The following is a 25,528-nucleotide window of genomic DNA, read 5'->3' as shown; positions in this document are numbered from 1 at the left end:
GATTTCCACTATTTTCAGCGGCTTGAAAAGCATGCTTCGACAATCGCTGATAGACTAAGCAAGTGCCGGGACCTACGCGACATAATCCCGCCAACCCCGCCAGGTCCGGAAGGAAGCAACGGTAACGGGCCAGTATGTGCGCAGTAGGCTCCCCGGTACTCTTCAAACACTCTTTGCCGCGCTCCCCACTCTACAATTCATCCGTTGATATCCTTCCTAATGGAAGTGTGAGGTGACAGTTTTGTCTCTTGAGTTGAAGCCGCGCGTCAGTGTGCGGGCAAAGATCAGTTCTGTTGGTACGTATGTGCCCCCGCGGCTGTTGACCAATGCGGATCTCGAAAAGATGGTCGAAACCAACGACCAGTGGATCGTGGAGCGGACTGGCATCCGCGAGCGCCACATCGTCGACAAGGGAGTTGCGACCAGCGACCTGGCGACGGAAGCGGCAAAGAAGTGCCTGGCGGCCCGCGGTGTTTCGCCCGAAGAGGTGGATGCGATCATCGTCGCTACCGTCACTCCGGACATGATGTTCCCGGCGACGGCCTGCCTGGTGCAGAACAAGCTCGGAGCCAAAGGCGCATGGGGTTTTGACCTCTCGGCTGCCTGCTCGGGCTTCCCCTACGCTCTACAGGTCGGCGCCAAGCTGGTTGAGAGCGGAGTGCACAAGAAGGTCCTGGTCATCGGCGCGGATACCATGTCGTCGATCATGGATTACACCGACCGCACCACCTGCATCCTGTTCGGCGACGGCGCCGGTGCTGTCCTGCTGGAGCCCTGCGAGGGTGATGAGGTGGGACTGGTCGATTTCTGGCACGAGGTGGATGGCTCCGGCGGAGTCTCGCTCAACATGCCCGGCGGCGGCAGCCTGCATCCTCCGACGCACGAAACCATCGACCAGAAGATGCACTACGTGCACCAGGATGGCCAGGCGGTCTACAAGTTCGCGGTCCGCAAGATGGCGGAAGCCGCCGAGACTGTGCTGGAGCGCAACGGGCTGAAGGGCGACGAGCTTGCCTGCCTGATTCCGCACCAGGCCAACAAGCGCATCATCCTGTCGACGGCAGAACGCCTGGGGATGCCGGAAGAGCGCGTTGTCATCAACATTGACCGCTACGGCAACACCACCGCCGGTACCATTCCGCTGGCGATGGGTACGGCGATGGAAGAGGGCCGTCTGAAGAAGGGCGACCTGGTCCTGTTGGCCTCTGTCGGAGCGGGTTTCACGGTAGCTTCCACCCTGCTGCGCTGGGAGATCTAGCCGGGAGCGCACCGCTGCATACTTTGTGGGGTGGTGCGCATCTTTAACTGCTGGAGATTTAACATCATGCGATCATTTACGACGGCTGTTGTTCTTGCTCTTTCGCTGCTGGCGGCTCCTGCGCTTGCCTCCGCGCAGATGGCCCCACCTTCCACCAAGGCCCACATCTACGACGAGAAGGCTGACCCCTGGAAGGACATTGCCGCTGCCCTGCGCCAGGCAAAGCGCGAGCACAAGCGCGTGATCCTCGACTTCGGCGGAGACTGGTGCGGCGACTGCCAGGTGCTGGATATTTACTTCAAGCAGAGCCCTAATAAGGAATTGCTGGCGAAGCACTTCGTGCTGGTGCATGTCTGGATCGGCCGGATGGACCAGCATGTCGATGTTGCCGACAAGTACCAGATTCCGCTGAAGAAGGGCGTTCCTGCGCTGGCGGTTGTGGATGCGAATGGCAAGTTGCTCTACGCACAGAAGACGGGCGAGTTTGAGTCGATGCGATCGATGAATGCTTCTTCCGTGACGGAATTTCTAAATAAGTGGAAGATCTAAGGGAACGGTGATATCAAACAACAGCGTCCCTCAACGGACAGGACGCGCATACGGTCGTTCCGTTCAGAAATTTGATGTGTAACCGGGAGTATCCATGAAACGAATGCTGGCGGCGCTCTGTGTAAGCCTGGGCTGCCTTGTGAGTGCCGGATCGCAGACGTCCTCGACGACGCAGTACCCCGTCGTGCTGGTGTGTGAGTGCAAAGAGTTCAATGGAATGGAGTTGAACAGCGCTCTGCACAACGCACTGTCCCGTGACAGCGAGCTGACCGAAGCGGTGGATACCAGCGACAGCCGCGCGCAGTACTACGTTGTGGAGGTCCGCCAGGGCGCAGCTCCGGAGCAGTCGGCCAGGTTTCCTGTGAGTGTCCGCCTGGTATGGCTCTCCCGCCGCTCCAATCCGGCCAGGATCCAGTGCACGGATACCGAGGTCTGCGCGGCCAACATCATGACGATCGTTCGCCGTGCCGTGAAAAAGAGCTATAGCCAGCAGGAGCAATAGCCGTTCCATCGGCCGTTGTCCACGATAGTCTTGTGTTACTCATGCGCCGATTCTGGGCTCACCTGCGACTGGCCGCGCGCAACGGCTTTCATCACGATGTCTTCGGCACGGCCAAGGGGTGTGCCTACTCTGCCATTTTCGCGTTGTTCCCGGCGCTGATCGTTACCGCTGCCGTCATCGCGCGGATGCCGGATGGGTCTCTCTTTCGCCAGCAGTTTTCGCTGGTCTTCGTACGGGTCTTTCCGCCGCAGGTCACGGCGCTGCTGGCTTCGTACTTTCCGCATGTGGACAGAGCCGGGGCCAGCCTTCCTATCGGGGCCTCCATCGTCAGCCTTACCGGCGCCTCCGGTGTGCTGTTGACGCTGATGGAAGGTTTCCGCCGCGCCTATGACCTGCCGCAGGGGGTGTGGGGCTTCTGGAAGCGGCGCATCATCTCCTTCGTCCTCGTACCCATCTCCGTACTTCCGCTTGGTTTAGCCAGCGTGCTGGTGGTCTTTGGCCATTATTTCGCTTTGTGGCTGTACATTCTTTCTCCCTACTACTCGCGGGATCTTATCTACGTTGTTGCAACTGCCGCACGGTGGATCATTGCCCTGGCCGGCACGGTCAGCATCGTCTCGTTTATCTACCACTTCGGTACACCACGTTCGGTGTCGTGGCGGCGAACACTGCCGGGTGCGCTGTTTGCCACGCTGTTGTGGTTTGCCTCCACGCTGGCCTTTGGGTGGTATGTGACCCACTACGCCAACTACTCGCGTGTGTATGGCTCCCTGGGCGCGGGTATTGCGTTGCTGGTATGGCTCTATCTGGCCAGCATCAGTGTGATGTTTGGAGCGGAATTGAACGCCGCGCGGCAGCTTCACACGAGCCGCCGCAGGTCTGGAAGTCTACTTCGCCGCAGATAATGATGGTGGTCCAACCAGCTATATGGACAAAGACTGTAGAATGACTGCGGACTATTGTTGTACTGCCGCACAAAATAGGGGACTTAATCACACATGCTGAATGGTTTGAGCCTGGGAGAGAGCGGCACGCGCCGCGCTAAGATCGTCGGAACACTGGGGCCTACATCGAGCGATGAGCTCGTCTTCGGACAACTGGTCCGCGCTGGCCTTGATGTTGCCCGCCTGAACTTCTCGCACGGCTCGCATGCGCAGAAGGCGGAACTGATCCGCATGGTGCGTAAAGTCGCCGCTCAGGAGAAGAAGCCGATCTGCATTCTTGCCGATCTGCAGGGTCCGAAGATCCGTACCGGCAAGCTGAAGGGCGGCAAGCCCGTTCTGCTGGAGCAGGGAAAGCTGCTGACCATTGATCCGAAGATCAAGGAAGGCACCGCCTCCGCCGTAGGCACTACCTTCACCACGCTGGCCGAGAACCTGGAACCCGGCGCACGCATCCTGCTGAGCGACGGCCTGATTGAGCTGCTGGTCCGCGATGTGAAGGGCTCGGCCGTGGTCTGCGACATCGTCAACGGCGGCATGCTGGGTGAGAACAAGGGCATCAACCTGCCGGGTATCCCGGTCAAGGTTCCTTCGCTGACGGAGAAGGACGAGGAAGACCTGGAGTTCGCCATCGGCGAGGGCGTGGATACCATCGCCGTCTCCTTTGTGCGCACCGCGGACGATGTTCGCCACGTGAAGGGCCGCCTGGATGCCCTGAAGTCCGATGCCTGGATCATTGCCAAGCTCGAAAAGCCGCAGGCGATTGAACACCTGGACTCGATCCTGGAAGTGGCCGACGGCATCATGGTCGCGCGTGGTGACCTGGGTGTCGAAGTGCCACCCGAGAAGGTTCCGGCCATCCAGAAGCACATCATCACGAAGGCGGCGGAGTTCCGCAAGCCGGTAATCACGGCGACGCAGATGCTGGAGTCGATGATCGAGAACCCGCGCCCCACCCGCGCCGAGGCCAGCGACGTTGCGAATGCCGTGTATGACGGCACGGACGCCGTGATGCTCTCCGCCGAGACGGCGAACGGCAAGTATCCGGTGAACGCCGTGGCCATGATGGCCAAGATCGTTGCCGAGACAGAGTACCAGATCCGCAACAATCCGGCTCCCAAGGTTCGCCAGCCGCGCCGTGGAGCGCTCTCCGTACCGGAGACCATCTGCGAGTGCATGGCGCTGGCTGCGCAGGACCTGGACCTGTCCGCCATTGCCATCTTCACCGAGAGCGGTTACTCGGGCCGCCTGCTGTCGAAGTTCCGTCCGGAGACGCCGATTTACCTGCTCTCGCCTGACCCGGCCGTCATCAACCGCGCCATGCTGCTGTGGGGCACCACGCCGGTGGCCTGCAAGCGGTTCCTGGACACTGACCTGCTGGTGACCATGGCCGATGAAATTCTGCGCGATGCAGGTTATGTGCAGAACCGCCAGATCCTCGGCATCGTTGCCGGAACCCGCACCAAGTCCGGCGGCACCAACTTTATGCGCCTGCATATGGTTGGCGACCAGGACTACGATTTTGTGAAGAAGAAGGCAGGCAAGGACAAGACGAAGTCCAAGTCCGCCGTGAAAACCAAGTCCGCGTCCAAGGTGAAGTCCAAGACCTCGACGAAGACCAAGGGCAAGAAGAAGTAACCACTTCGCAGACCGCCATCGTGGCATTTACGATGGCCTTAAGGAGATTGCACGCACATGTCGCAGCAACAGAACAGCTGGATCGACCGTAACTGGCAGATTTTCCTCATCCTCTTCGGCATCACCTTCGCCATCCTCTGCGGCAACTTCAAGTAGAGTTCACCGCGTGGCCCGCATCCGCTTTGCCGGATGCGGGCCTTTGCGTTTTAAGCCCGGCTTTCCTCATCTCGAAATCCCCCTAAAATAGCCGGATGGGCCGTATCCGTGTTTTGTCTGACCAGGTAGCGAACCAGATCGCCGCCGGCGAGGTGGTGGAGCGTCCAGCCTCCGTGGTGAAGGAGCTGCTGGAGAACTCGCTTGACGCCGGTGCGACCCGTATCCGCATTGAGGTGGAAGGCGGCGGACGCAAGCTGATCCGTATTGCCGATGACGGCCACGGTATGGGCCGTGATGACGCCCTTCTGGCCTTCGAACGTCATGCTACTTCCAAGTTGCGCAGCTCCGATGACCTGCTGCAGATTGCCACTCTCGGCTTTCGCGGGGAGGCTCTGCCGTCCATCGCCTCCGTCTCGCGTCTTCTGCTGGAGACACGAGCTCCGGAAGATGAGGCCGGAACACTGGTCGAGATCGCAGGCGGCAAGATGGTGCGCGTCGAGGAGATGGGACGCCCGGCCGGTACCACGATCACCATCCGCGACCTGTTCTTCAATACCCCCGCGCGCCGCAAGTTCCTGCGCAGCGAATCGACCGAGCTGCAGCATGTAGCCGCCCTGGTGACGCACTACGCGCTGGCGAATCCAACGAGGCACTTTGAGCTGCACTCGGCCACGCATGCGCTGCTGGTCGCGCCTGCGGTTACCAGCGCCGCCGATCGCATGTTCCAGATCTTCGGCCGCGAAACCGTGGACCAGATGATCCCGGTGACAGCTGAAACTGACTTCGCACGGACGGGAATCCCGGAGCCGCCGCCCTGGAAGAGGGACGAGCACTATGAGCCCCCAGAGCCTGGAGCGATGCGCATAAGTGGTTTTATTTCAAAGCCGGAGCTGCAAAAGCTCAACCGGAACTCGATCTACGTTTTTGTGAATGGACGCCTGATTCGTGACCGGCTGGTGCTGCACGCGCTGGGCGAGGCGTATCGCAACATCATTCCGCCGACCAGCTATCCGGTGGTGCTTCTGTTCCTGGAGATGCCGCCTGCGGAGGTGGATGTGAATGTGCATCCGGCCAAGACGGAGGTGCGCTTCCGGCAGCAGTCGATCGTGCATGACTTCCTGCGGGACTCGGTGCGGACGGCACTGATGGCGGCTCGTCCGGTCATGAGTTTTGCCACCGCCCTGACGGACTCGCCACTGGCCAGTGAGTCGCTGCGCATCGATGTGAGCCCGCTGCCCGGCGCACCGGAGGGAATGCCGGAGTCCGAGGGGCAGCCGATGGCTGGCGATACCGCGGCGTTCTCCTTGCAGCCAGACCCGTTCCTGGCGACCGAGCAGAGGATTGCCTTTCCGGAGACGACGCGGCCTGCCGAGGAGCCGGAGTACCTGGACGGAGCGGACCGCCGCGCGACGGGGAAGCACTCCTGTTCCACGCTTGCCGTCGAGGAGGAAGACCGGCCGGAGACGCTGCACTCGCTCAGCACGCTGCGCCCTCTGGGGCAGCTGCGGAACTCCTTCATCCTGGCGGTGAATGAAGACGGGCTTTGGATTATTGACCAGCACGTAGCCCATGAGCGGGTGCTGTTTGAGAAGATTCTGCGGGAACGGAAGACGGAGTCTGTGCAGCGCCAGCGCCTGCTGATGCCACTACTGGTGGATCTGCAACCCGCCCAGATGCTGGCCTTTGCCAACATTGCGGATGAGCTGGACCGGAATGGCTTTGAGGCGGAGCCGTTTGGGCCGCGCACGCTGGCGGTGAAGTCGGCCCCGGTGGGGCTGGAGGGCAAGGAGCTGGAACACCTGCTGGACGAGGTGCTGGCAGATGACCGCACGGGGCAGGCAGAGAATGCGGAGGCCCGGCGCATCCGCATTGCGGCGTCGATTGCGTGCCACGCGGCCATCAAGATCAACATGCCACTGGAGCCGGCGAAGATCGACTGGCTGATTACGGAGTTAGCGAGAACGCAGCACCCGACGAGCTGTCCTCATGGCAGGCCGATCGCACTGCGTTATTCGCTGAAAGAGATTCAGAAGGCCTTCAACCGGATTTAGGTGGCGTTGGTTGAAGAAATGCAGGTCTCTCCGCTCCGTGCTACGCACTCCGGTCGAGAGGTCAGAGTAAATCGTATGTGCGGTTATTTAGCCTGTCCGTGGTCGTAGCTGATCACGCGCGTCAGTTTCCACACATCCCCCTTCTGCTGCCAGAGCATCACGAACTTGCCTTCTCCGGGAGGGTTGGTGGGATCGTTGGGGTGCAGGAAGCGGTGGACGCCGATCTCGACCGCGCCGTAGGTCTTCAGCGGGTGGACCTCGAGCGAGGCGGAGACCAGTTCGCGGGTGACCTTGCCGCAGATGTTGTTCCTGATGGCTTCCAGAAAGGGCTGTTTGCCCACGGCCAGGCCGGTCTGGTCGTGGTAGAACTCCAGGTCGTCGGCGACCATGACGTCCAGTGTCTTCAGGTCGCAGGTGTTGTAGGCGTGAAACAGCTTTTGATCCAGCGCGGCGACGGTTTTGTAGAGGGTTGTTTCCGTGGAGGACTGGGCGTGGACCGCGGATGTGATGAACAGAACGGCGAGCAGGGCGAGGGCGTTCTTCATACCTTCGTTGTACGTCGACCCACGGATAAAGTTCACGCGGGCGGCACGCGCGCGCAAATGCCGATAAACTTAAAAGGTTATGACACGAGAGCAATTAGATCTTGCGCGGCGTCGCGCCTTTGGGCTGGACGGAAACGCGCTACTTACTTTAGAGGACGCACATGCGTGGGTAGACCGCATGGGACTCGTCCTGTGGACCCCGAAGACGCAGCTTACCACGCTTGCCCCCGTCTTTGTTTCAGCCGTTACCGGAGTTGCAGAACCCGGACTTGCGGAAGTTGAACTGGCAAAGGACACGCTGGGCCGCCTGGTGCGCGAAGGCGCAGCCGTTCCCCTGCTGTTGATGGGCGGAGCCGCCCCGGGCGAGACACCCGACTTTATCGTCAGCCCCGCCGCTCTGCCGTATGTGTACACGCTGCGCGGCGATAAGAACTGGAAGGTCGCTCCGGACCCGCAGACGCTTTCTCCGCTGGCACTGAAGGTCTGGAGCCTGTTGAAGACCAAGGGACCGCAGACTGCCTCAAACCTTCTGCCGGAGCTTGGCCGCGAGCTGACGCATTCTGCTGTGCTGCGCGCACTGGCGGAGCTGTGGGCGATGCTGCGTGTGGTTCCCGTTCCGCAGCAGGGCGAGGAAGCCCGCTGGGAGCTGATGTCGGCGCGCTTTACCAAGCAGATCAAGACGGGCGGAAACGCCGGTGTTCCCACCGCGCTTTCGGCCATGATTTCGCTCTACATGAGTGCGGTTCTGGTGGCGGAACGCGAAGAGATCGAATCTTTTCTGTCGCCCCTGGTGGCCCGTTCCAAGGTGCGCGATGCCGTCAGCGGCCTGAACGCCGCCCGCCAGATTGACGAAGTGGTGCTCGAAGGCAAGACGCTGCTGCATATTCGCGGCGAACTGCCGGAGATGCCTGAGATTGTTGTTGCCGTTGAGGAAGGTGCCGAAGGCGCAGAGGAAACCGCTGGAGCGGACCTGGGCGATGTCGGAGAGGCCGAGCCCAACCGCGATGCCCTGCTGGAGCGCAGCAAAAAGCGCGTCGAGAAGACCTTCAGCGAAGGCCGTGGCGATTTTGAGCGCAAGGTGCCGGTTCGCACGCGCCGTCCGTTTGACCCGGAGAAGAAGCCGTTTGTCCGCAAGCCCGCGGCCGAAGGCGACCGCCCGGCCCGCCGTCCGTACGATGGTGAGCGCAAGCCCTTCCGTCCTCGTACCGAGGGTGAAGGTGGCGGTGAACGTCGTCCGTATGTGCGCAAGCCATTCGATGGTGAGCGTAAGCCGTTCCGTCCTCGCGAAGAGGGAGCCGGTGGCGAGCGTCGCAGCTTTGGCGGCGACCGCGACCGCAAGCCTTTTGCCCGGAAGCCATTTGATGGCGAGCGCAAGCCCTTCCGTCCTCGTACCGAGGGTGAAGGTGGGGGTGAGCGTCGTCCGTATGTACGCAAGCCATTCGATGGTGAGCGTAAACCGTTCCGTCCTCGCGAAGAGGGAGCCGGTGGCGAGCGTCGCAGCTTTGGCGGCGACCGCGACCGCAAGCCTTTTGCCCGGAAGCCATTTGATGGCGAGCGCAAGCCCTTCCGTCCCCGTACCGAGGGTGAAGGTGGCGGTGAGCGTCGTCCGTATACTCGCAAACCGTTTGATGGTGAGCGTAAGCCGTTCCGCCCTCGCACCGAGGGTGAGGGTGGCGGTGAACGTCGTCCGTATGTACGCAAGCCGTTTGACGGTGAGCGTAAACCGTTCCGTCCTCGCGAAGAGGGAGCCGGTGGCGGTGAGCGTCGCAGCTTTGGCGGCGACCGCGACCGCAAGCCTTTTGCCCGGAAGCCATTCGATGGCGAGCGCAAGCCCTTCCGTCCTCGTACCGAGGGTGAAGGTGGGGGTGAGCGTCGTCCGTATGTACGCAAGCCATTCGATGGTGAGCGTAAACCGTTCCGTCCTCGCGAAGAGGGAGCCGGTGGCGAGCGTCGCAGCTTTGGCAGCGACCGCGACCGCAAGCCTTTTGCCCGGAAGCCATTTGATGGCGAGCGCAAGCCCTTCCGTCCCCGTACCGAGGGTGAAGGTGGTGGTGAACGTCGCAGCTTTGGTGGCGATCGTAAGCCTTCCTTCGGCGGAGATCGCAAGCCGTCGTTTGGTCCGAAGAAGTTTGGCAGCAAGCCTGGCTTCGGTGGCCCGAAGAAGTTCGGCAGCAAGCCGGGTGGTAGTTTTGGTGGTCCCAAGAAGTTTGGCAGCAAGCCTTCCGGACCCCGCAAGCCGTTCAAGAAGCGTGAGGGCGGCGAGTAAATGGCTGTACGTAAGCCCGTCGTTGCCATCGATGGACCTTCCGGAGCTGGAAAAAGCACGATCGCCGCTTTCCTGGCAAAGCGCTTTGGCCTGTTGAACCTGGAAAGCGGCGCGATGTATCGCGCCACCGCACTCAAGGCGCTGCGCCTCGGACTTCCCCTGGAAGACGAGGCAGCCCTTGCGGCCATGGCGGAGATGACTGCGATTGCGCTGGAGCCCACCGAGGGGGGGAACCGCGTTCTGCTGGATGGCGAGGATGTGACCACACAGCTTCGCGAGAAGGACGTAACGCAGGCAGCCTCCAGAGTAAGCGTTCACCCCAGGGTGCGAGCCCTGATGGTGGCCGCGCAGCAGCGGATGGGCGCCGAAGGTGGCGTGGTGATGGAAGGGCGTGACATCGGCACGGTCGTCTTTCCGAAGGCCGAGGTGAAAATCTTCCTCGACGCCTCACCGGATGCGCGTGGAGAACGCCGCTTTATCCAGACCGGGCCAACGCAGGGGCAGCCGTCGGCCGACGACGTCAAACGCGAGCTGCGGGAGCGGGATGAACGTGACCGCACGCGTACCGAGTCGCCGCTGCGTCCAGCCGAAGACGCTGTCCTGGTGGACTCGACTGTGCTGAGCCTGGATGAAGTGAAGGCGCGGGCAGAGGCGATTGTGCTGGAGAAGTGGCCCGGATAAGGACCAGGTGGCACCCTGCAAAAAGAAGCAGGTCCTTCACTGCTTCAGGAATGGCAACCAGAAATCAGCAAATAAAAAGCGCTTCCTCTCAGGGGAAGCGCTTTCTTGTTCCGGTTGTAACGAACTTACATTGCGGGCGGGTGATGGACATCGACCTCGCCGCCGGAGTGGTCCTTGGGGTTCACAAGATCGCGCAGTTCTTTCGCGGGTTTGAAGTAGGGAACACGCTTGGCCGGGACGTCGACCTTGGCTCCGGTCTTGGGATTGCGGCCGATGCGCGGCTTTCTCTGGCGCGTGCGGAAGGAGCCGAATCCGCGGATCTCAATCTTGTCCCCGGTCTTCAGGGCGCCGATCACGGAGTCGAACAGGGTATCTACGATGACTTCGCCATCACGGCGGGTCAGGTCTCCGAGTGCGGTGACTTTTTCAACGAGGTCGGCCTTGGTCATCAGCATCCTTTCGGGGCTTGCGGTGTCAGGGGTCCGGGAAAGCGTGTAAATGCGAGACAGCTCTAGCTTTACACGTTTTGACGAACGACGGCAAAGGGGAGTTTCAAAACATTTTCCCCCTTACTTCCACATGAAATAAAAGCCGGGGGCCTCATTGAGCAGTTTGCTGGGGTTTGGGAACAGATCGTCGGCGTCAGAGCTGAGCAGAGCGCCCAGCACGCCCGTCTTATCCTTCTTTGGGCGTACGATGCCTGGCTCACCACTGATGCCGGCCTCTTTGGCCGTTTCCATCAGGGCAACACGGAAACCGCCCTGGCGGTCGATCAGGCCCAAGGGAAGCGCCTGTTCGCCGGTCCAGACCTGGCCGGTAGCCAGCGGCTTGATTTTGTCATCGGCCACGTGGCGGCCGGCAGCGACGTCGTGGATGAACTGGATGTGCATGTTGTCGACCAGGGTCTGGAAGTAGGCCTGCTCTTCCGGGGTCAGGTCGCGGGCGGGGCTGCCTGCGTCTTTCAGGGCGCCGGCCTTCAGAACGACGTTCTTGAGCTTGGCCCAGCGCATCAGGTCGCCGTAGTTCATCCACTCCATGATGACGCCGATGGAGCCGACAACGGAGGCCTGGTTGGCGTAGATGCGGTCACAGGCGGAGGCGATGTAGTAGGCGCCGGAGGCACCGACGGACTCGATGCTGGCGATGATCTTCTTGTGTTTCTCCTGCCGGACGCGCAGGACCTCGTGATAGATCTCCTGCGATGCGGCTGCGCCGCCGCCGGGGGAGTTGATGTGCAGGATGATGACCTTCACGTCGTCATCGTCGGCCATCTTACGGAGCTGCTCGTTGAACTTATCGGCGGAGAGAATCACGCCGCCCAGGTCAATGACGCCGACCTTTCCGCCGGAACCGCTACCGCCGGAGGATTCCGTGTCGCCGCTCTTCATCATGGCGTAGATAAAGAAGGAGAAGAGGCAGACCAGGACGACGGCGGCACCGCCGATGATGCCCAGCCAGAACCACGGCGAACGGGGCCGGTGCGGCGGGGGTGGCGCAGCGTAATAGCTATACGGAGATTGTGCAGGCGGAGGCGGCGGCGCATAGCGGTAGGCCTGTGCTGCCGGGGCAGGTTGGGACTGCGGCTGCGGTGCTTCCTGGGGCGGCTGGGGCTGGAACTCATCCTGCATGATGAGGTTGAGTGTACACCGCAAAAGTCCGTCTTAAGACGTTTCGCCTGCGTCTAAAAGGAGGAGTATGATGAACGGCGGCACCCCTGTTCCGCGCGAGAGTGAAGAAGTAGATGCAGCACCCGAAGATCAGTATTGTGATTCCGGCCTATAACGAACAGGCCCGGATTGAGCACACGCTCGACCGGGTACTGTCCTGTGTGAACGACCGTGGCTGGGATGCCGAAGTGCTGGTGGTTGACGATGGCTCCACCGACCAGACCACCGAGATTGTAAAGCGCTGGATGGAACATCATTCCCGCCTGCAGTTGATCCACAACCAGGGAAACCGCGGCAAGGGCTACAGCGTTCGCAACGGACTGCTGCAGGCCGCCGGCGAGATGGTGATGTTTACCGATGCCGACCTGTCGGCTCCCATGGAAGAGGCGGAGTTGCTGTTTGCCTCACTTGAGGCCGGGGCGGATGTCGCCATCGGCTCGCGCTGGCTGGAGCGCCAGCGGCAGACGATCCATCAGCCGCTCTACCGCCGCTTCTTTGGACGCTGCTTCAACGCGATGACCCGGCTGGTGATGGGTCTGCCTTACAAGGACACGCAGTGTGGCTTCAAGGCCTTTCGCCGCAGCGCCGCGCAGGTGATCTTCCGGCTGCAGCGCATTGAGCGCTGGGGCTTTGATCCGGAACTGCTGTTTATTGCGCGCAAGCTGAAGTACAGCATCCGCGAGGTGCCGGTGACCTGGGGCCATGATGAGCGGTCGCAGATGAGCTACCTGAAGGACGGCGCGAAGATGCTGGAAGAGCTGGCGATCATCCGCTGGAATTCGCTGGTGGGCCGCTATGACAAAGACATTGCCGCGATGAAGGACACCAGCAGCATGGTCACGCCTCCGGTCGAGCGGCCGGTCCAGGCGGAAGCGGCGCGGCGGTAGATTTAACTTTTCAGCGGATAAAAGAAGAAGGGCTTTAGACCTGGGCTTTTTGCAAAGTGCCAGGGCTAAAGCCTTTCCATTTTCGAGGGCTATTTCAGTGGCCTGAAGGCCCCTGTTTAATCCGTCAGAAGATCTGACTAAACTTGCTCAAATAAGAGTATGGCTTAGCGCGACTTGCGCCAGCGGTTCAGGGCGAACAGGAAGTAAGCGGCCTGGATTCCGATGACAAAGCTGTAGATGAGGATGAGGTGGCGATGGGCCATTAGAGGATCTCCTCCTGCAGTTCGGCGAGGCGTTCACGACGGGCGCTGACGTAGCGGAAGCCGATGACAAAGCAGCCCCAGAGGAACCAGCCGAGCAGGTTCCAGTAGAAGGCGGGCTTCATGGACGGGTCCATGCCGGAACCGTCTCCGCCGCCGAAGACGGGGGATGGATGCTGCGTGCGCCACCAGCGGATGGAGAAGTAGACGATGGGCACATCGACAGCGGCGAAGACCGAGAGGACCGAGGACAAGGTCGAGGTCTGCCCGGGCTGTGCGAAGCGGCGCAGCAGAAGATAACTGACGTAGAGCAGCCAGAGGATGAGGAAGGTGGTCAGGCGTTCGTCCCATGTCCACCAGATGCCCCAGGCGACGCGTCCCCACAGGGAACCGGTGACCAGACCGATGGAGCAGAAGACGACGGTGACTTCAGCGGCGGCGAGGGCCAGTGCGTCCCATGCGGCGGCTTTGGCGGTGTCCTTCGTACGGAAGAAGAGGTAGCCGAGCGCTCCAGCGAGGTTCACGTAGGGGAAGCAGAGCGCGATGATCGCGTTGGGTACGTGATAGTAGAACGCGCGCGAGATTTCGCCCTGCAGGGCGTCTTCCGGAACAATGAAGAGCGCAAGGCGGAAGCCATAGATCAGGACGCCGATGGTCGCGAGCAGGTAAAGAATCGCGAGGGGTTTCTTAAGGGCTTGCACAGTGCTTTTAGTGTATCGAATCGCTACGGAAAGGCTGTGCGGATATCGATTCGAGCAGCCGGCGGCCAGTCTACTCGGCGGAGAGGATGGAATCGAAGAGCAGCAGGGAGACTGTGGTGTAGGCGGCGTCGTAGGCCGCCAGAATGCGAAGTCCCGTGGTGGGTTCTGCATCGCCGGTCAGGATGCCGGTAGCGGCCTGGATCATGGCCAGCAGGGCGGGCAGAGCAATGGGGAAAAGAATAAGCGGCAGAAGAAGTTCGCGGCTGCGGGAGCGGAGGCCCAGCGCGGCGAAGAAGGTGCCGTTGACGGTAATCGCCCACGTCCCTAGAGGAAGCAGAAGAAGCAGGGCAGAGGCCTGGCCGAGAATGTGGAGATTGAAGAAGAGAAAGAAGATGGGGGCCAGGATGGCCTCGATCACGGTAAGGAAGAGAAAGTTGGCGATGGCTTTGCCCAGAAAGAGCGCCGAGGGCGCGGAGGGCGACATGCGCTGGGCGTCCAGGACGCCGTTTCTCATCTCGCGGGACCAGGACTGGTTCAGGGCGGTGGTGGAGGCGAAGAGGAGGCCGGTCCACAGCAGGCCGCCGGCGATCTGCCGGGCCAGCGTTGGCTGCGATGTGGGGTCGAAGGCCAGTGAAAAGACCACGACGATCAGCAGGGTGAAGAAGGCCATACCCAGCAGGGCATCGCGGGAGCGCAGTTCAAGGCGGATTTCCCGTTGAAGGTGCAACCAGGTAGTGCGGAGATAGTTCATGGCTGCACCGGAGCTTTCGTGAGGTCAACGACCTCGGCTTCGCTGGCGCGCAGGTAGTCTGCGGGCGAGAGCAAAATCTGCATGCCGCGCTGGCCGGCGGAGACGGAGATGGTGTCCCACAGCTCCAGGGTCTCATCGGCAAAGGCGCGGAAGGCCTTCTTTGCGCCCATGACGGTGACGCCGCCGCGGATGTAGCCGGTCAGCGGCTCGACGTCTTTGAGCGAGGCCAGTTCGGCCTTTTTTTCTCCCGCCGCTGCGGCCAGCTTCTTCAGGTCAAGTTCGGAGTCGCCCGGGACGACGGCGAAGACATACTCACCCGAGTGCAGGCGAGAGAGCAGCGTCTTGAAGACCTGTTCCAGCGGCATATCGATCTTCTTGGCGACGGAGATGGCGGTCAGGTCCGCCGGATCGACCTCGTAAGTGCGAATCTCATATGGAATGCCAAGCTGATCGAGGATGCGTGCGGCATTGGTTTTGCTGACAGGCTTCATGCGGAGACGGTGGCCTCCATGGAGACGAACTCCCCGGCCTGAAGACGGAGCACGTGGTCGCAGAGCGGCATGGCTAGCTCGGCCTGGTGGGTGGTCAGCACAATGGTGCGCGCGTTGCCGTTGGCCAGCGGCCAGGTGCGGAAGTCCTTGAGCAGATCGAGCATCTGGGCGACGGACTGGACGTCGAGGTTCGAGAAGGGTTCATCGAGCAGCAGGAGTTCGGGATCGGCGGCGAGCACGCGGGCCAGCGAGACGCGCTGGCGCATGCCCTGCGAGTATTCGCTGACCGGCTTCTTCAGGTGCGGGTCGAGACCGACGGCGCGCAGGGCCATCTCCGGCGAGCCGGCACACTCGCAGTCGCCGGCGCCCTTGCGCAGGCCGGTGTAATAGGTCAGGTTCTCCATGCCGGTCAGCTCGTCATACAGCATGGTGGCGTGGCTCATATAGGCAACACGCTTCTGCTGGCGATTGGCTTGTCCGCCAAGCACGGTGAGCTTGCCACGCGTGGGTGTGGAGAGCCCGGCCAGCATCCGCAGAAGTGAGGACTTGCCAGCGCCGTTCTCGCCCAGGACGAGATAGACCGCGCCTGCTTCGAGCGAGAGGGAAAGATTCTTCAGCGCGGCGAAGCGGCCGTAGAGTTTGGTGACGTTGGTGAGTTCCGCTGCTGACATGCGCTAAAGGAAAGTATAGGGGTTCGCCGGGCAGGTGTGGTTAGCTTGGAGGCACGAGGTCGCGAGAATGAAGATTGCTGCAGGCGTGTTGTTGTGTGTGGTGAGTGTGGCCGGTATGGCCCAGACGGCGGAACAGAAAGAAGCGCGCGCGATCTTCAAAGAGCTGATCGAGATCAATACGACGCACACGCATGGCATCACCCAGGCATCGGAAGCATTGCGGAAGCGTTTTCTGGCTGCGGGGTTTGCGGCTGAGGGTGTGAAGCTGCTGGGGCCGACACCCACGACGCAGAACCTGGTAGTGCGTTATCCGGCCAGGGCAGGAGGCACGCTGCAGCCGATGCTGATCATCTGCCACCTGGATGTGGTGGAGGCGAAGAAGGAAGACTGGGCGGATACCGATCCGTTCGAGTTTACGGAGAAGGACGGATACTTCTACGGTCGCGGCACGATTGATATGAAGAACTCGGACGCGGCGGCGGTGGCGGCGTTTCTGCGCATGAAGCGCGAGGGATATGTGCCCGGTCGCGAGATCATTCTGGCACTGACGGACAACGAAGAGGGAGGCGGCACGATCAACGGTGTGGAGTGGCTGCTGAAGAACCATCCCGAGGCGATGAAGGCGGAGTTCGTGATAAATCCGGATGCGGGCGGCCTGATGACGGACAAGGGCAAGCCGTTTCTGCTGGGTGTGGAGGCCACGGAGAAGACCTATGCGGATTACATGGTATCTACCACCTCGCCGGGAGGGCACTCGTCGGAGCCGATGCCGGGCAACGCGATTTATCGGCTGGCGAAGGCGCTGGAAAAGATTGAGAGCTACGAGTTCCCGTTTGAGTTGAACGAAGTGACCCGCGCCGAGTTTGCGGCGACGGCGAAGCTGGAGAAGGGGCAGGACGCGGTGGACCGGCTGGCGGTGCTGAAGACTCCTCCGGATGCCGCGGCGGTGAAGCGGTTGAGCGCGAAGCCGTCGATCAATCCCAGTCTGCGGACAACCTGTGTGGCGACGATGATTCACGGAGGACATGCTCCGAATGCACTGCCGGGCAGTGCGGAGGCGAATGTGAACTGCCGCATTCTGCCGGGGCATACGCAGGAGGAGGTGCGGATGGCGCTGATCAGGGTGATTGGGGATAAGGATGTAACGGTGAAGTACAAGAGCGATAACGGTGTAGTGAGCGATACAGCGCCGGATCGGAAGAGCACACCGCCGCCACCGCCAATGCCTGCTGTGTTTGGGCCGCTGAAGGAAGTGACCGAGCAGATGTGGCCCGGGTTGCCGATTGTTCCGGGAATGGTGGCGGGTGCGAGTGACTCGATTTACACGACCGCGGCGGGCATGCCGAGCTACGGCATTGCGGGGATGGGAATGGACCGCGATGAGAACCGCGCGCATGGCCGAGATGAGCGCATCAAAGTGGTGGATTTTGATGCGGGTGTGGAGTTCTTCTACCGGTATCTGAAGGCTGTAGCGAAGTAGTTCACTCCGGTCGAGCAAAAAAGCAAAGGCAGCCGGGCTGACCGGATGGGTGGGTAACGCGCCTGTAACGGAGACGCTTTAGCGTGAGTACACTGCTTCTTTTCCCGAAAGGTCTCTCCAGAAATGATCGTCTCTCGTCGTGCGTTTCACCAGATGGCTGCTGCTGCTGCAGGTGGGCTTATAGTTACTCCCTCAGCGCGTGCACTGACTCCTGCAAAGCCCGGAACCTTCCGCTTCGCCCTGATTACCGACACGCACATCATTGATGACTTCTATCGCGGCCCGGAGGGAAGTCCGGAGGATACGAAGACGATCTTTGAGGCGAATGGGAACCTGCTGAAGACACGGGAGACGATTAACGCGATTACCCCGGCGGTGGAGCAGGTCTTTCACGCCGGCGACTTCTTCCATAATTATCCGTCGGCGGATTACGACTTCTACTTCAAGAACAAAACGCGCATCGATATTGCGTACGAGATGGTGCAGGGTTTCAAGGCGCCGGTTCACATTGGCTTTGGCAACCACGACTACGACGAGCACCAGACGCCGGGCGTGTCGCGCGAGATGTCGAACCGGCTGTTTGAAGCCAAGCTGAAGACCAGGCCCTACTACGCGGTGGACTACAAGGGTTTTCGCTTCCTGCAGCTGAACAACTTCCTGGGCGAGACCTGGGGGCCGAAGGCGACTCCGAAGATGAAGCAGCTGGGATCGCTGGGCGAAGAGCAGTTGAACTGGGCGGAGGCGCAGCTGGCCGAGCGCAAGCCGACCGTGATTTTCATCCACTATCCGCTGTGGCTGCAGTCGCCCACCGAGGTGAAGGACTATGGCCTGCACCCGATGCTGCGCAAGTACCAGGACAATATCCAGATGGTGGTTGCCGGTCACTGGCACAAGTGGGTGGACTTTGCGCATACCTACGGCCCGCGCCATATTGTGTCCGGAGCGACGCGGTATGACCCGAATGCGTTCATGCTGTTTGAGGCAGATCCGAAGAGCGGCAGGATTGCGTGGCTGGACGAGTCGCGAACGCAGTGGTCCACGCATTACTCCACCCCGTTCAAGGGGTAGTTGGACGGCGCTTCTGGAACATGATGGAACCGGAAGCGCCAGTCTGCGTACTCCGCTGCATGAAAACAACGTGGTGGGTAGGCCTGGCGCTTTTATGCACTGTGGCTGTGCCGCATGGCGCAGCGCAGGACGCAGATGTGCCGCATCCGCGAGGCGTTCGTTGGGCGAAGGTCACGGACGCGGCGGCAGTGGACGGGCAACGGCTTGAAGCACTCTATGCCGGTCTGGAAAAGGACGAACACCGCGATCTGAAGGGCATCGTTATTTTGCGGAACGGGCAACTGGTGAGCGAGCGCTATTTCAATGGCGACTCAGCGGCTTCCTTGCACGATATCCGTTCGGCGACCAAGAGTATTACGTCGTTGCTGATGGGGATGGCGATCGACAAGAGACTGGTTCACGGTGTGGGTGATTCGATTGCCCAGTACCTGCCCGGCCTTCCGAAGGACGGAAAAGAGAAGATCACCATCCAGGACCTGCTGAATATGCGGTCTGGCCTGGACGCGGACGATGACGACCCTGCAACGGCCGGCAATGAAGACAGGCTGGACGAGTCGCAGGACTGGATGAAGACGGTGTATGCCGTGCCGTCGCGAGGCAGGCCAGGTGAGCTCTATCTGTACTGCTCTCTCAACGCGTTTCTGACGGGCGCGATTGTTGAGAATGCGAGTGGTATGTCATTGGACACCTTTGCCCAGGCGAATCTCTTCCGTCCATTGGGCATTTCCAGGTACGAATGGCGGCATGTGCCGGTCAACCGGACGACAGGTCAGGGAAATCTCTCTATCACCGCACGGGATGCGGCCGCTATCGGGGAGATGGTTCGCAAGGGCGGCAGGGTGGATGGCAAACGGATCGTTGCCCAGAGTTGGATTACGAGGAGTATTGCGAGCCAGGTGGCGATCGGAAAGAGTGATCCGTACGCGGATGCCTATGGCTATATGTGGTACACGCGGGCGGAGCCGGTTGGCGACCAACGCGTCGAGGTCCATTTCGCGTCCGGCAATGGCGGGAACAAAATCTACATCGTTCCGTCGCGGCACATGGTCGTAGCGATTACGTCCAGCGCCTATGGACACGGATATGGCCAGCGGCGCTCGCAGGAGATTCTGCTGAAGGTTCTTGCTGCAACCCGGTAGGAAGCGGTGCTTACTGCGCCGGAAGAATCGCCGCGGTGGTCTTGGGGGCTGCACCTGCCGGTGCCTGTCCCGGCTGGGCGGGGGCGTACTTGCTGGCGCACTTGGCCTGGATCTGGGTGGCGTGGAAGACGCCGTCGCGGCCGTAGGTGCCCATGGCGAGCGCCTGGGCGTCGTCCTTGAAGGTGTCCGGCAGCGGTTCCATGCCCTGATAGCTGACGCGGATGGTCTTATCGAGCTCTACCAGCGTAAAGTCTGCGTGGGTGCCGGAGCGGGTGACCGAACCGGGCTGCACGTTGCCGGCCACACGCAGGTGGCGTGTGTAGGCCTTGTTTCCCAGCTTTTGCAGCTCGCTGATGGTGACGTAGTAGCTCTTCGAATCTCCAATGCCGGAGACGGCAAGGTAGACGACGGCAGCAATCACAACAGCGCAGGCAAGACCGATACGGGTAGTGCTGTTCATAGCAAAATCATTTTACCGCTTTCCTGGAGTTGCTGTTTACCGTTTCCCCGGGGTTGCGGGGCGGTGCTTCGCGGCGTGGGCGGGGGTATACTCGGAGTTTAATACCTAGTCACTTGCAGGAGAGGTTCACAAGACGATGAGCGCAAACGGAAACGGCCATCACGGACACGCGAACGGCAATGATTACACGGTCCCCAAGCCGCGGGCGGAGTGGATTGTGAACCGCAAAAAGGAAGCGGAGCGCACTGGCGACTGGAACATGAGCCAGATGCACTTTGCGCGCAAGGGCCTGGTGACGGAAGAGATGAGCTACGTCGCCCACAAGGAGAAGCTCTCCGCCCAGTTTGTGCGCGATGAGATCGCCAAGGGAACGATGATTATCCCGGCGAACATCAACCACCCGGAGCTGGAGCCGATGGCCATCGGCGTGGGTTCGCTGTGCAAGATCAATGCGAATATCGGCAACTCCGCCATTACGTCGAACGTGGACGAGGAGCTGCGCAAGCTGCACACCGCCGTCCACTATGGGGCGGACACGGTGATGGACCTCTCCACCGGCGGCGATATTCCGATGATTCGCGAGGCGATTCTTCGCCATTCGCCTGTGCCGATTGGCACGGTGCCGCTGTACGAGGCCCTGAGCCGCGTAAAGAAGGTTGAAGACCTGAACATCGATCTCTACCTCGAAGTCATCGAGGAGCAGGCGCAGCAGGGAGTCGATTACTTCACCATCCACGCCGGTGTTCTGATCCAGTACGTGCCCATGGTGTCCAAGCGCATCACCGGCATTGTCAGCCGTGGCGGCGCCATTATGGCGCAGTGGATGACCAGCCACCACAAGCAGAACTTCCTGTATGAGAACTTCGACCGCATCACCAAGGTCATGGCGAAGTACGACGTCAGCTACTCGCTGGGCGATGGTCTGCGCCCGGGCTCAGTGGCGGACGCTTCCGACGAGGCACAGTTTGCCGAGCTGAAGACGCTGGGCGAGCTGACCCGCCAGGCGTGGAAGGACGACGTGCAGGTGATGATCGAAGGTCCCGGCCACGTGCCGATGGACAAGATCAAGGAGCAGGTCGACAAGGAAGTGGAGATGTGCGACGGCGCTCCGTTCTACGTGCTGGGGCCGCTGGTTACAGACATCGCTCCGGGCTACGACCACATCACCAGCGCCATCGGCGCGGCGATGATCGGCTGGCACGGCGCGGCGATGCTTTGCTACGTCACTCCGAAGGAACACCTTGGCCTGCCCAACGAGAAGGACGTGAAGGACGGCATCATCGCGTACAAGATCGCTGCCCACGCGGCCGATATTGCACGTCACCGGCCCGGCGCTCGCGACCGCGACGACGCCATCTCGCACGCGCGTTACACCTTTGACTGGGACAAGCAGTTTGCACTCTCACTCGATCCGGATACGGCTCGTGCGATGCATGATGAGACGCTTCCGGATGACTACTACAAGGAAGCGGCCTTCTGCTCCATGTGCGGACCGAAGTTCTGCAGCATGAACTGGTCGAGCAAGGTGGACAAGTACAACGAAGAAGTCCACGGTCTGAAGAAGCCGGAGCTGACACAGATCCTGACCGACCAGATGGCTCTGCGCAGCTAAACACCAGCCTGCAAGGCAAAAAAAGAGGCCGCTCCGGATGGGGCGGCCTTTTACCGTTGTAAAGACGTTCTGGAGTGTTTAGATATCGTTCTCCGGCTCAGTCTCAGGACGCACGAGAAGTGCGGGAACCCAGACCAAGGCCAGTATCACGATGCCGAGGATGAGGGTGTGAGACATGGCCGGGATACTCCTTAAGGTAAGGATTGGCCATATTCACTGCGATCTGTATCCCCAGGTGGCGGCAGAGCGATGACACGAAGGTGGCATTGCTATTGCGCGGTGGCGCGCTGCAGGTAAGTCTTCGGCTGGTCGTCTTCGCTGCTCCATACAACATAGGTGGCTCCGTCCTGCGCGATGGCAGCGGCGGGATAGCGTCCTCCGGAGAGGACGGAAGGCAGGGTGGCGGCGCGGGAGAGCGCGCCCTTTGCGTTCACGCTGTACAGGTAAGGCACCAGCGGCGACCATGTGCCGGTCTGACCGGCGGCGCGTCCGGAGAAGGAGATGGCGATGGAGCCATCCTCCCGCTGCGAGAGATAGGGGTGATTGGCGGAGAGAATGCCTTCGCTCACCTGCCGTGCCGGGCCGAAGGTGCGGCCACCGTCGGTTGAAGCGGCGAAGCGGATGCCGGGCTTCTGCTCGGAGGCGGTGTACCAGCTCACCAGAGGCTGGTTATTCTGCACAGCGACGACCGGGCCGGACTCCGGGCAACCGAAGAGCTTCCAGCGGTCGGTGGAGACACGAACCGGCTCGCCAAAGTGCTGGCCGCCGTCGTGCGAAGTGACCAGGGCGATGTCGCGCTCGTTGTCGTCATAGACATGGCGATAAGCGACATAAACAGTGCCGTCTGGCGCAATGGCCGCGGCGGGGCGGCAGCAGGGGCAGGAGGTGGTAGCGACCCGCACATTGGGCTGGAAGCTCATGCCCTTGTCGGTGGAGCGGGCCAGGTAGACCGAGAAGGTTCCGGGAGCGGATGCCGGGGCGCGGCCGTCCAGCCACACGGCATAAATGTCGCCGTTGGGAGCGACGGTAAAGCTGGCAAAGCCCGTGTAGCTGGTGTCGGTCGCGGGTTTATCGACGGGCGAGGCGATGTGCGGCGGATGCGACATGGCGGGCATGGACCGCGCGAACTGCAGCGTGGTGGCTCCTGCGGCGTCGCGCTGCTGCCACAGGGCGTAGGCGTACATGCCGCGCGCAGCTACCTGCGGAGCGTTTTCCGCGGAGGTGGAGATGGTGGTGCCGTCCGGGTTCAGCACTGCTGGCTGGCCCCAGTGGTCGCCGGAATCGTTGCTGACAGCGAGAGCAAGCTTCGAGGCGCCGCCGGAGCGGTCGACGCCCAGCAGGTAAAGATCGCCATTGACGCCGGAGGCCACCACTGGACGCACCAGCGTGAGGGGCAGGACGTGAGCCTGCGGCTCAAAGTGGAAGGGCGAGGCGACAGGGGCGGTTCCCGCACCGTGCTTGCACGCGGTTGCGGCAAGGCAAAGGAACAGGGCTGAGGGCGGCCCGATACGGCGATACATCATGGTTACTGCCCGGCTCCTTCCAGGATCTGCGCGGCCTTGTTCAGAGACTCCGTCAGGGTGCCGAGCTGGATCTGCGCGGTGGCTGCATCCGGCCTGGTATTGATGCCGCCTTCCATGGCCTCGTTGACGCCGGGAATGACCACGGCGGCGTAGCCGGTGTACTCGCCCGGAGCGTAGATCAGGTGCTTGTACCACGGACGGTTGGGCAGGCCCTGCGGCGGGGCGAAGGCCCCTTCTACGGAGCGGAGGCTGTCGTTCAGCGCCTTCAGGTTGCCGGTGAAGCTGTTCTGCCGCGTGCGGATCGCCGAGCCTGCATTCTCGAAGCGCCTGGCTGCGGCGGCTGCCGCAGCAAAGTTCAGTGTCAGGCCGTCAGTAAGAGCCTTCTTCTGCGCGGTGGCAATGTACTCGCCCACGGAGCGCCCATAGGCCTGGTAGTCGTAAGGAAGAACGTCCGCATCGGCCATGTGCAGAATCTCAAGACCGAAGACGCGGGCCTGCTGCTGTTCATAGACGAAGTTCGGGTCAGCGTTCTTGATGAACCATGCATAGTTATCGAAGACCGAGTGGTAGACGCCATAGCGGCCGCTGGAGCCAATGTCGGTCGACGGCACGCCGATGTGCTGGATGAAGGGCGTGTAGTCGGAGCCGGAGCCAAGCGCGTCCACCTTCACATCGTTATCCACTGACGTAACCACATCGCTGGCGCTGGTGGAGGAGCCACGGCCAAGGCCTTCGGCCTGGTCGCGCTTCCACTGCTCGTAGACGGTGCCGCCCTTGGGGCTGGGTACCTGCTTGGTTGCCTCGCGTACGAACTGCTGCAGCGAGGGCACAGAGGCCGCGCCGAAGTTTGGGCCGCTGACGCCCACATCGGTGTTGAAGTAGGCGACGGCGTGCTGCAGCTCGGCGGCGTGGTCTTCCACCCACTCGGTGGAGCCGATAAGGCCTTCTTCTTCCGCGTCCCAGCTGCCGATGACGATGGTGCGCTTGGGCTTCCAGCCCTGCTTCAGCAACTCTCCCAGGCCGTGGACAGTTTCAAGCATGGCGGCGGTGCCGCTGTTAGGATCGACCGCGCCGTAGACCCAGGCATCGCGATGGTTCCCGGCGATGACCCACTCATCCGGAGCATCGGTGCCGGGGATCTTGCCGATTACGTTCCAGATGGTGCGAACGGCGTAGTCCTGTTCCAGGTGCATGTGGACCGTCGCACCTTTGCCTCCCAGGTGGTAGGTGAAGGGCAGGGCCCCCTGCCACGGACGGGGTGTCTCCGGCCCGCCCAGCGACTGCAGGATCGGCCATGCGTCCTGGTAGCTGATGGGATTGGAGGGGATGCTGGGCTGATCGTCCTGCAGCTTGTTTGCGGTCAGGCGGGCAGAGTCGGGCAGCTTCTCGGTGGAGGCGACGCCCGGCGTCTCCGGGTCGCCGGTGTACTTGGCGATGAACTGCACGCTGCCGCGCTGCACGGCGTTGTCCGGGCGGAAGGCCCCGACGGGGTACTTGTCACCGCGCACCCAGCCGTCATCGGCAGGGTCAGAGTAGATGAGCACGCCGGCGGCGCCCATCTGCTGCGCGATATAAACCTTCACGCCGCGGAAGTTCTGCCCGTAGCGCACCAGGGCAATCTTGCCGTGCATGTCGATGCCGAGTTCCTTGATCTTGCGGAAGTCAGCCAGCGTGCCGTAGTTGCAGTAGATGACCTCGCCGGTAACGTCACCCGAGGGGGAGGAGCCGTTGAAGGCGGGCAGAACGCGCGGATCGTCCTGGAAGGGGTCGCCGTCGACGTGTTCCTTCGTCGGGCCGGACATGATCTTTTTACCCTTGTGGTCAAAGGCCTCAATACTGATCTTTTTTGGCTTATTGAGCAGGACGCGGTAGGGGACGATCTCGGTCTGCAGACCCGCTTCTTTGAACTTGCCGGCGACGTACTGCGCGGTCTTCAGGTCTTCGGGGGAACTGGCCCAGTGGGGCTCGGCGGTCAGGATTTTCAGGTGCTGGCCGGCCAGCTTGGGGTCCGGCACGGCAAGGAAGGTGGTATCCCACTTCTGCTGCTGCGAGAAGTCACGATATCCGAAGACGGACGGAGACTGAGCAGCGGCGGCGACGCTGACGAAGACAAGAGAGACGGCTGCGGCCTGGGTGCGATGCACTCGTGAGGGTCCTTCCTGTTGTTAAAGCTTTGTGAAGGACAGAGTACCGCACCTCGGCCGGTTGTGCCGGACTACGGGGCAGGAAGC

Annotated in this window: 23 protein-coding genes and 1 other RNA gene; 14 read left to right on the top strand and 10 right to left on the bottom strand. The window is 61.5% G+C overall.

Annotated features, from left to right (window positions below; translation table 11 throughout):
- The first annotated feature begins 63 nt into the window (after nucleotides 1-63).
- The 7 genes from ffs (at nucleotide 64) to mutL (ending at nucleotide 7,095) form a co-directional block, all read left to right on the top strand.
- Nucleotides 64-161, top strand: an RNA gene (gene ffs, locus OHL13_RS08650) — signal recognition particle sRNA small type.
- Nucleotides 162-241: 80 nt separating this feature from the next.
- Nucleotides 242-1,258, top strand: coding sequence for a beta-ketoacyl-ACP synthase III (locus tag OHL13_RS08645; RefSeq protein WP_263411631.1), 1,017 nt, complete (start codon nucleotides 242-244; stop codon nucleotides 1,256-1,258).
- A gap of 66 nt (nucleotides 1,259-1,324) precedes the next feature.
- On the top strand, nucleotides 1,325-1,807 hold the full coding sequence (locus OHL13_RS08640) for a thioredoxin family protein (RefSeq protein ID WP_263409729.1): 483 nt from the start codon (nucleotides 1,325-1,327) through the stop codon (nucleotides 1,805-1,807).
- 94 nt (nucleotides 1,808-1,901) lie between these two features.
- Nucleotides 1,902-2,309, top strand: a complete 408-nt coding sequence (locus OHL13_RS08635; protein WP_263409728.1) for a hypothetical protein — start codon at nucleotides 1,902-1,904, stop codon at nucleotides 2,307-2,309.
- Nucleotides 2,310-2,350: 41 nt separating this feature from the next.
- Nucleotides 2,351-3,214, top strand: coding sequence for a YihY/virulence factor BrkB family protein (locus OHL13_RS08630; RefSeq protein ID WP_263409727.1), 864 nt, complete (start codon nucleotides 2,351-2,353; stop codon nucleotides 3,212-3,214).
- A 93-nt stretch (nucleotides 3,215-3,307) separates the two neighbouring features.
- Nucleotides 3,308-4,888: a pyruvate kinase gene (pyk, locus tag OHL13_RS08625; protein ID WP_263409726.1), complete on the top strand. Its 1,581-nt coding sequence runs from the start codon at nucleotides 3,308-3,310 to the stop codon at nucleotides 4,886-4,888.
- A gap of 251 nt (nucleotides 4,889-5,139) precedes the next feature.
- Nucleotides 5,140-7,095: a DNA mismatch repair endonuclease MutL gene (gene mutL / locus OHL13_RS08620; protein ID WP_263409725.1), complete on the top strand. Its 1,956-nt coding sequence runs from the start codon at nucleotides 5,140-5,142 to the stop codon at nucleotides 7,093-7,095.
- A gap of 83 nt (nucleotides 7,096-7,178) precedes the next feature.
- On the opposite strand, the gene OHL13_RS08615 is transcribed toward mutL, so the two are convergent.
- Nucleotides 7,179-7,640: a nuclear transport factor 2 family protein gene (locus OHL13_RS08615; protein WP_263409724.1), complete on the bottom strand. Its 462-nt coding sequence runs from the start codon at nucleotides 7,638-7,640 to the stop codon at nucleotides 7,179-7,181.
- A 178-nt stretch (nucleotides 7,641-7,818) separates the two neighbouring features.
- Here OHL13_RS08615 and OHL13_RS08610 point away from each other — a divergent pair, with 178 nt between their 5' ends.
- Together OHL13_RS08610 and cmk are read left to right on the top strand one after the other, a co-directional pair.
- The gene (locus OHL13_RS08610; protein ID WP_263409723.1) at nucleotides 7,819-9,906 is read left to right on the top strand and encodes a hypothetical protein; all 2,088 of its coding nucleotides are present in this window, start codon (nucleotides 7,819-7,821) and stop codon (nucleotides 9,904-9,906) included.
- A complete protein-coding gene (gene cmk, locus OHL13_RS08605) occupies nucleotides 9,907-10,587 on the top strand; it encodes a (d)CMP kinase (protein WP_263409722.1) in 681 nt (226 codons plus the stop codon).
- A 125-nt stretch (nucleotides 10,588-10,712) separates the two neighbouring features.
- On the opposite strand, the gene OHL13_RS08600 is transcribed toward cmk, so the two are convergent.
- Nucleotides 10,713-11,036, bottom strand: coding sequence for an HU family DNA-binding protein (locus tag OHL13_RS08600; RefSeq protein WP_263409721.1), 324 nt, complete (start codon nucleotides 11,034-11,036; stop codon nucleotides 10,713-10,715).
- A gap of 120 nt (nucleotides 11,037-11,156) precedes the next feature.
- Nucleotides 11,157-12,239: a signal peptide peptidase SppA gene (sppA, locus tag OHL13_RS08595; protein WP_263409720.1), complete on the bottom strand. Its 1,083-nt coding sequence runs from the start codon at nucleotides 12,237-12,239 to the stop codon at nucleotides 11,157-11,159.
- An 89-nt stretch (nucleotides 12,240-12,328) separates the two neighbouring features.
- On the opposite strand from sppA, the gene OHL13_RS08590 reads away from it, so the two are divergent.
- Nucleotides 12,329-13,141 (top strand): dolichyl-phosphate beta-glucosyltransferase, encoded by an 813-nt coding sequence (locus OHL13_RS08590; RefSeq protein ID WP_263409719.1) that lies wholly within the window; start codon nucleotides 12,329-12,331, stop codon nucleotides 13,139-13,141.
- Nucleotides 13,142-13,403: 262 nt separating this feature from the next.
- Here the strand turns inward: OHL13_RS08590 and OHL13_RS08585 are convergent, their stop codons facing one another.
- From OHL13_RS08585 to OHL13_RS08570, 4 genes are all read right to left on the bottom strand, one after another.
- Nucleotides 13,404-14,102, bottom strand: a complete 699-nt coding sequence (locus OHL13_RS08585; RefSeq protein ID WP_263409718.1) for a cytochrome c biogenesis protein — start codon at nucleotides 14,100-14,102, stop codon at nucleotides 13,404-13,406.
- 70 nt (nucleotides 14,103-14,172) lie between these two features.
- Complete coding sequence (locus tag OHL13_RS08580) at nucleotides 14,173-14,853, bottom strand: heme exporter protein CcmB (protein ID WP_263409717.1); 681 nt, start codon at nucleotides 14,851-14,853, stop codon at nucleotides 14,173-14,175.
- Nucleotides 14,850-15,344, bottom strand: a complete 495-nt coding sequence (gene ybaK, locus OHL13_RS08575) for a Cys-tRNA(Pro) deacylase (RefSeq protein WP_263409716.1) — start codon at nucleotides 15,342-15,344, stop codon at nucleotides 14,850-14,852. Before ybaK ends, OHL13_RS08580 begins: the two co-directional genes overlap by 4 nt.
- The gene (locus OHL13_RS08570; RefSeq protein WP_263409715.1) at nucleotides 15,341-16,015 is read right to left on the bottom strand and encodes an ABC transporter ATP-binding protein; all 675 of its coding nucleotides are present in this window, start codon (nucleotides 16,013-16,015) and stop codon (nucleotides 15,341-15,343) included. The genes ybaK and OHL13_RS08570 overlap by 4 nt, the downstream gene beginning before the upstream one ends.
- A gap of 67 nt (nucleotides 16,016-16,082) precedes the next feature.
- On the opposite strand from OHL13_RS08570, the gene OHL13_RS08565 reads away from it, so the two are divergent.
- The 3 genes from OHL13_RS08565 to OHL13_RS08555 all read left to right on the top strand — a co-directional run bounded on the left by OHL13_RS08565 (nucleotide 16,083) and on the right by OHL13_RS08555 (nucleotide 19,702).
- Nucleotides 16,083-17,495: a M20/M25/M40 family metallo-hydrolase gene (locus OHL13_RS08565; RefSeq protein ID WP_263409714.1), complete on the top strand. Its 1,413-nt coding sequence runs from the start codon at nucleotides 16,083-16,085 to the stop codon at nucleotides 17,493-17,495.
- 123 nt (nucleotides 17,496-17,618) lie between these two features.
- A complete protein-coding gene (locus OHL13_RS08560; RefSeq protein ID WP_263409713.1) occupies nucleotides 17,619-18,563 on the top strand; it encodes a metallophosphoesterase family protein in 945 nt (314 codons plus the stop codon).
- Nucleotides 18,564-18,622: 59 nt separating this feature from the next.
- Nucleotides 18,623-19,702, top strand: a complete 1,080-nt coding sequence (locus OHL13_RS08555) for a serine hydrolase domain-containing protein (protein ID WP_263409712.1) — start codon at nucleotides 18,623-18,625, stop codon at nucleotides 19,700-19,702.
- Nucleotides 19,703-19,712: 10 nt separating this feature from the next.
- Here the strand turns inward: OHL13_RS08555 and OHL13_RS08550 are convergent, their stop codons facing one another.
- On the bottom strand, nucleotides 19,713-20,162 hold the full coding sequence (locus OHL13_RS08550; RefSeq protein WP_263409711.1) for a cytochrome c maturation protein CcmE: 450 nt from the start codon (nucleotides 20,160-20,162) through the stop codon (nucleotides 19,713-19,715).
- Nucleotides 20,163-20,298: 136 nt separating this feature from the next.
- On the opposite strand from OHL13_RS08550, the gene thiC reads away from it, so the two are divergent.
- Nucleotides 20,299-21,774 (top strand): phosphomethylpyrimidine synthase ThiC, encoded by a 1,476-nt coding sequence (gene thiC, locus OHL13_RS08545; RefSeq protein WP_263409710.1) that lies wholly within the window; start codon nucleotides 20,299-20,301, stop codon nucleotides 21,772-21,774.
- A gap of 269 nt (nucleotides 21,775-22,043) precedes the next feature.
- On the opposite strand, the gene OHL13_RS08540 is transcribed toward thiC, so the two are convergent.
- Nucleotides 22,044-23,297, bottom strand: a complete 1,254-nt coding sequence (locus OHL13_RS08540; protein WP_263409709.1) for a sialidase family protein — start codon at nucleotides 23,295-23,297, stop codon at nucleotides 22,044-22,046.
- A 2-nt stretch (nucleotides 23,298-23,299) separates the two neighbouring features.
- The gene (locus OHL13_RS08535) at nucleotides 23,300-25,441 is read right to left on the bottom strand and encodes a M28 family metallopeptidase (RefSeq protein WP_263409708.1); all 2,142 of its coding nucleotides are present in this window, start codon (nucleotides 25,439-25,441) and stop codon (nucleotides 23,300-23,302) included.
- Nucleotides 25,442-25,528: the final 87 nt, after the last annotated feature.

This window comes from Terriglobus tenax (genome assembly GCF_025685395.1).
Taxonomy (GTDB): Bacteria; Acidobacteriota; Terriglobia; order Terriglobales; family Acidobacteriaceae; genus Terriglobus; species Terriglobus tenax.
This window is presented reverse-complemented; position numbering and strand designations above follow the sequence as displayed.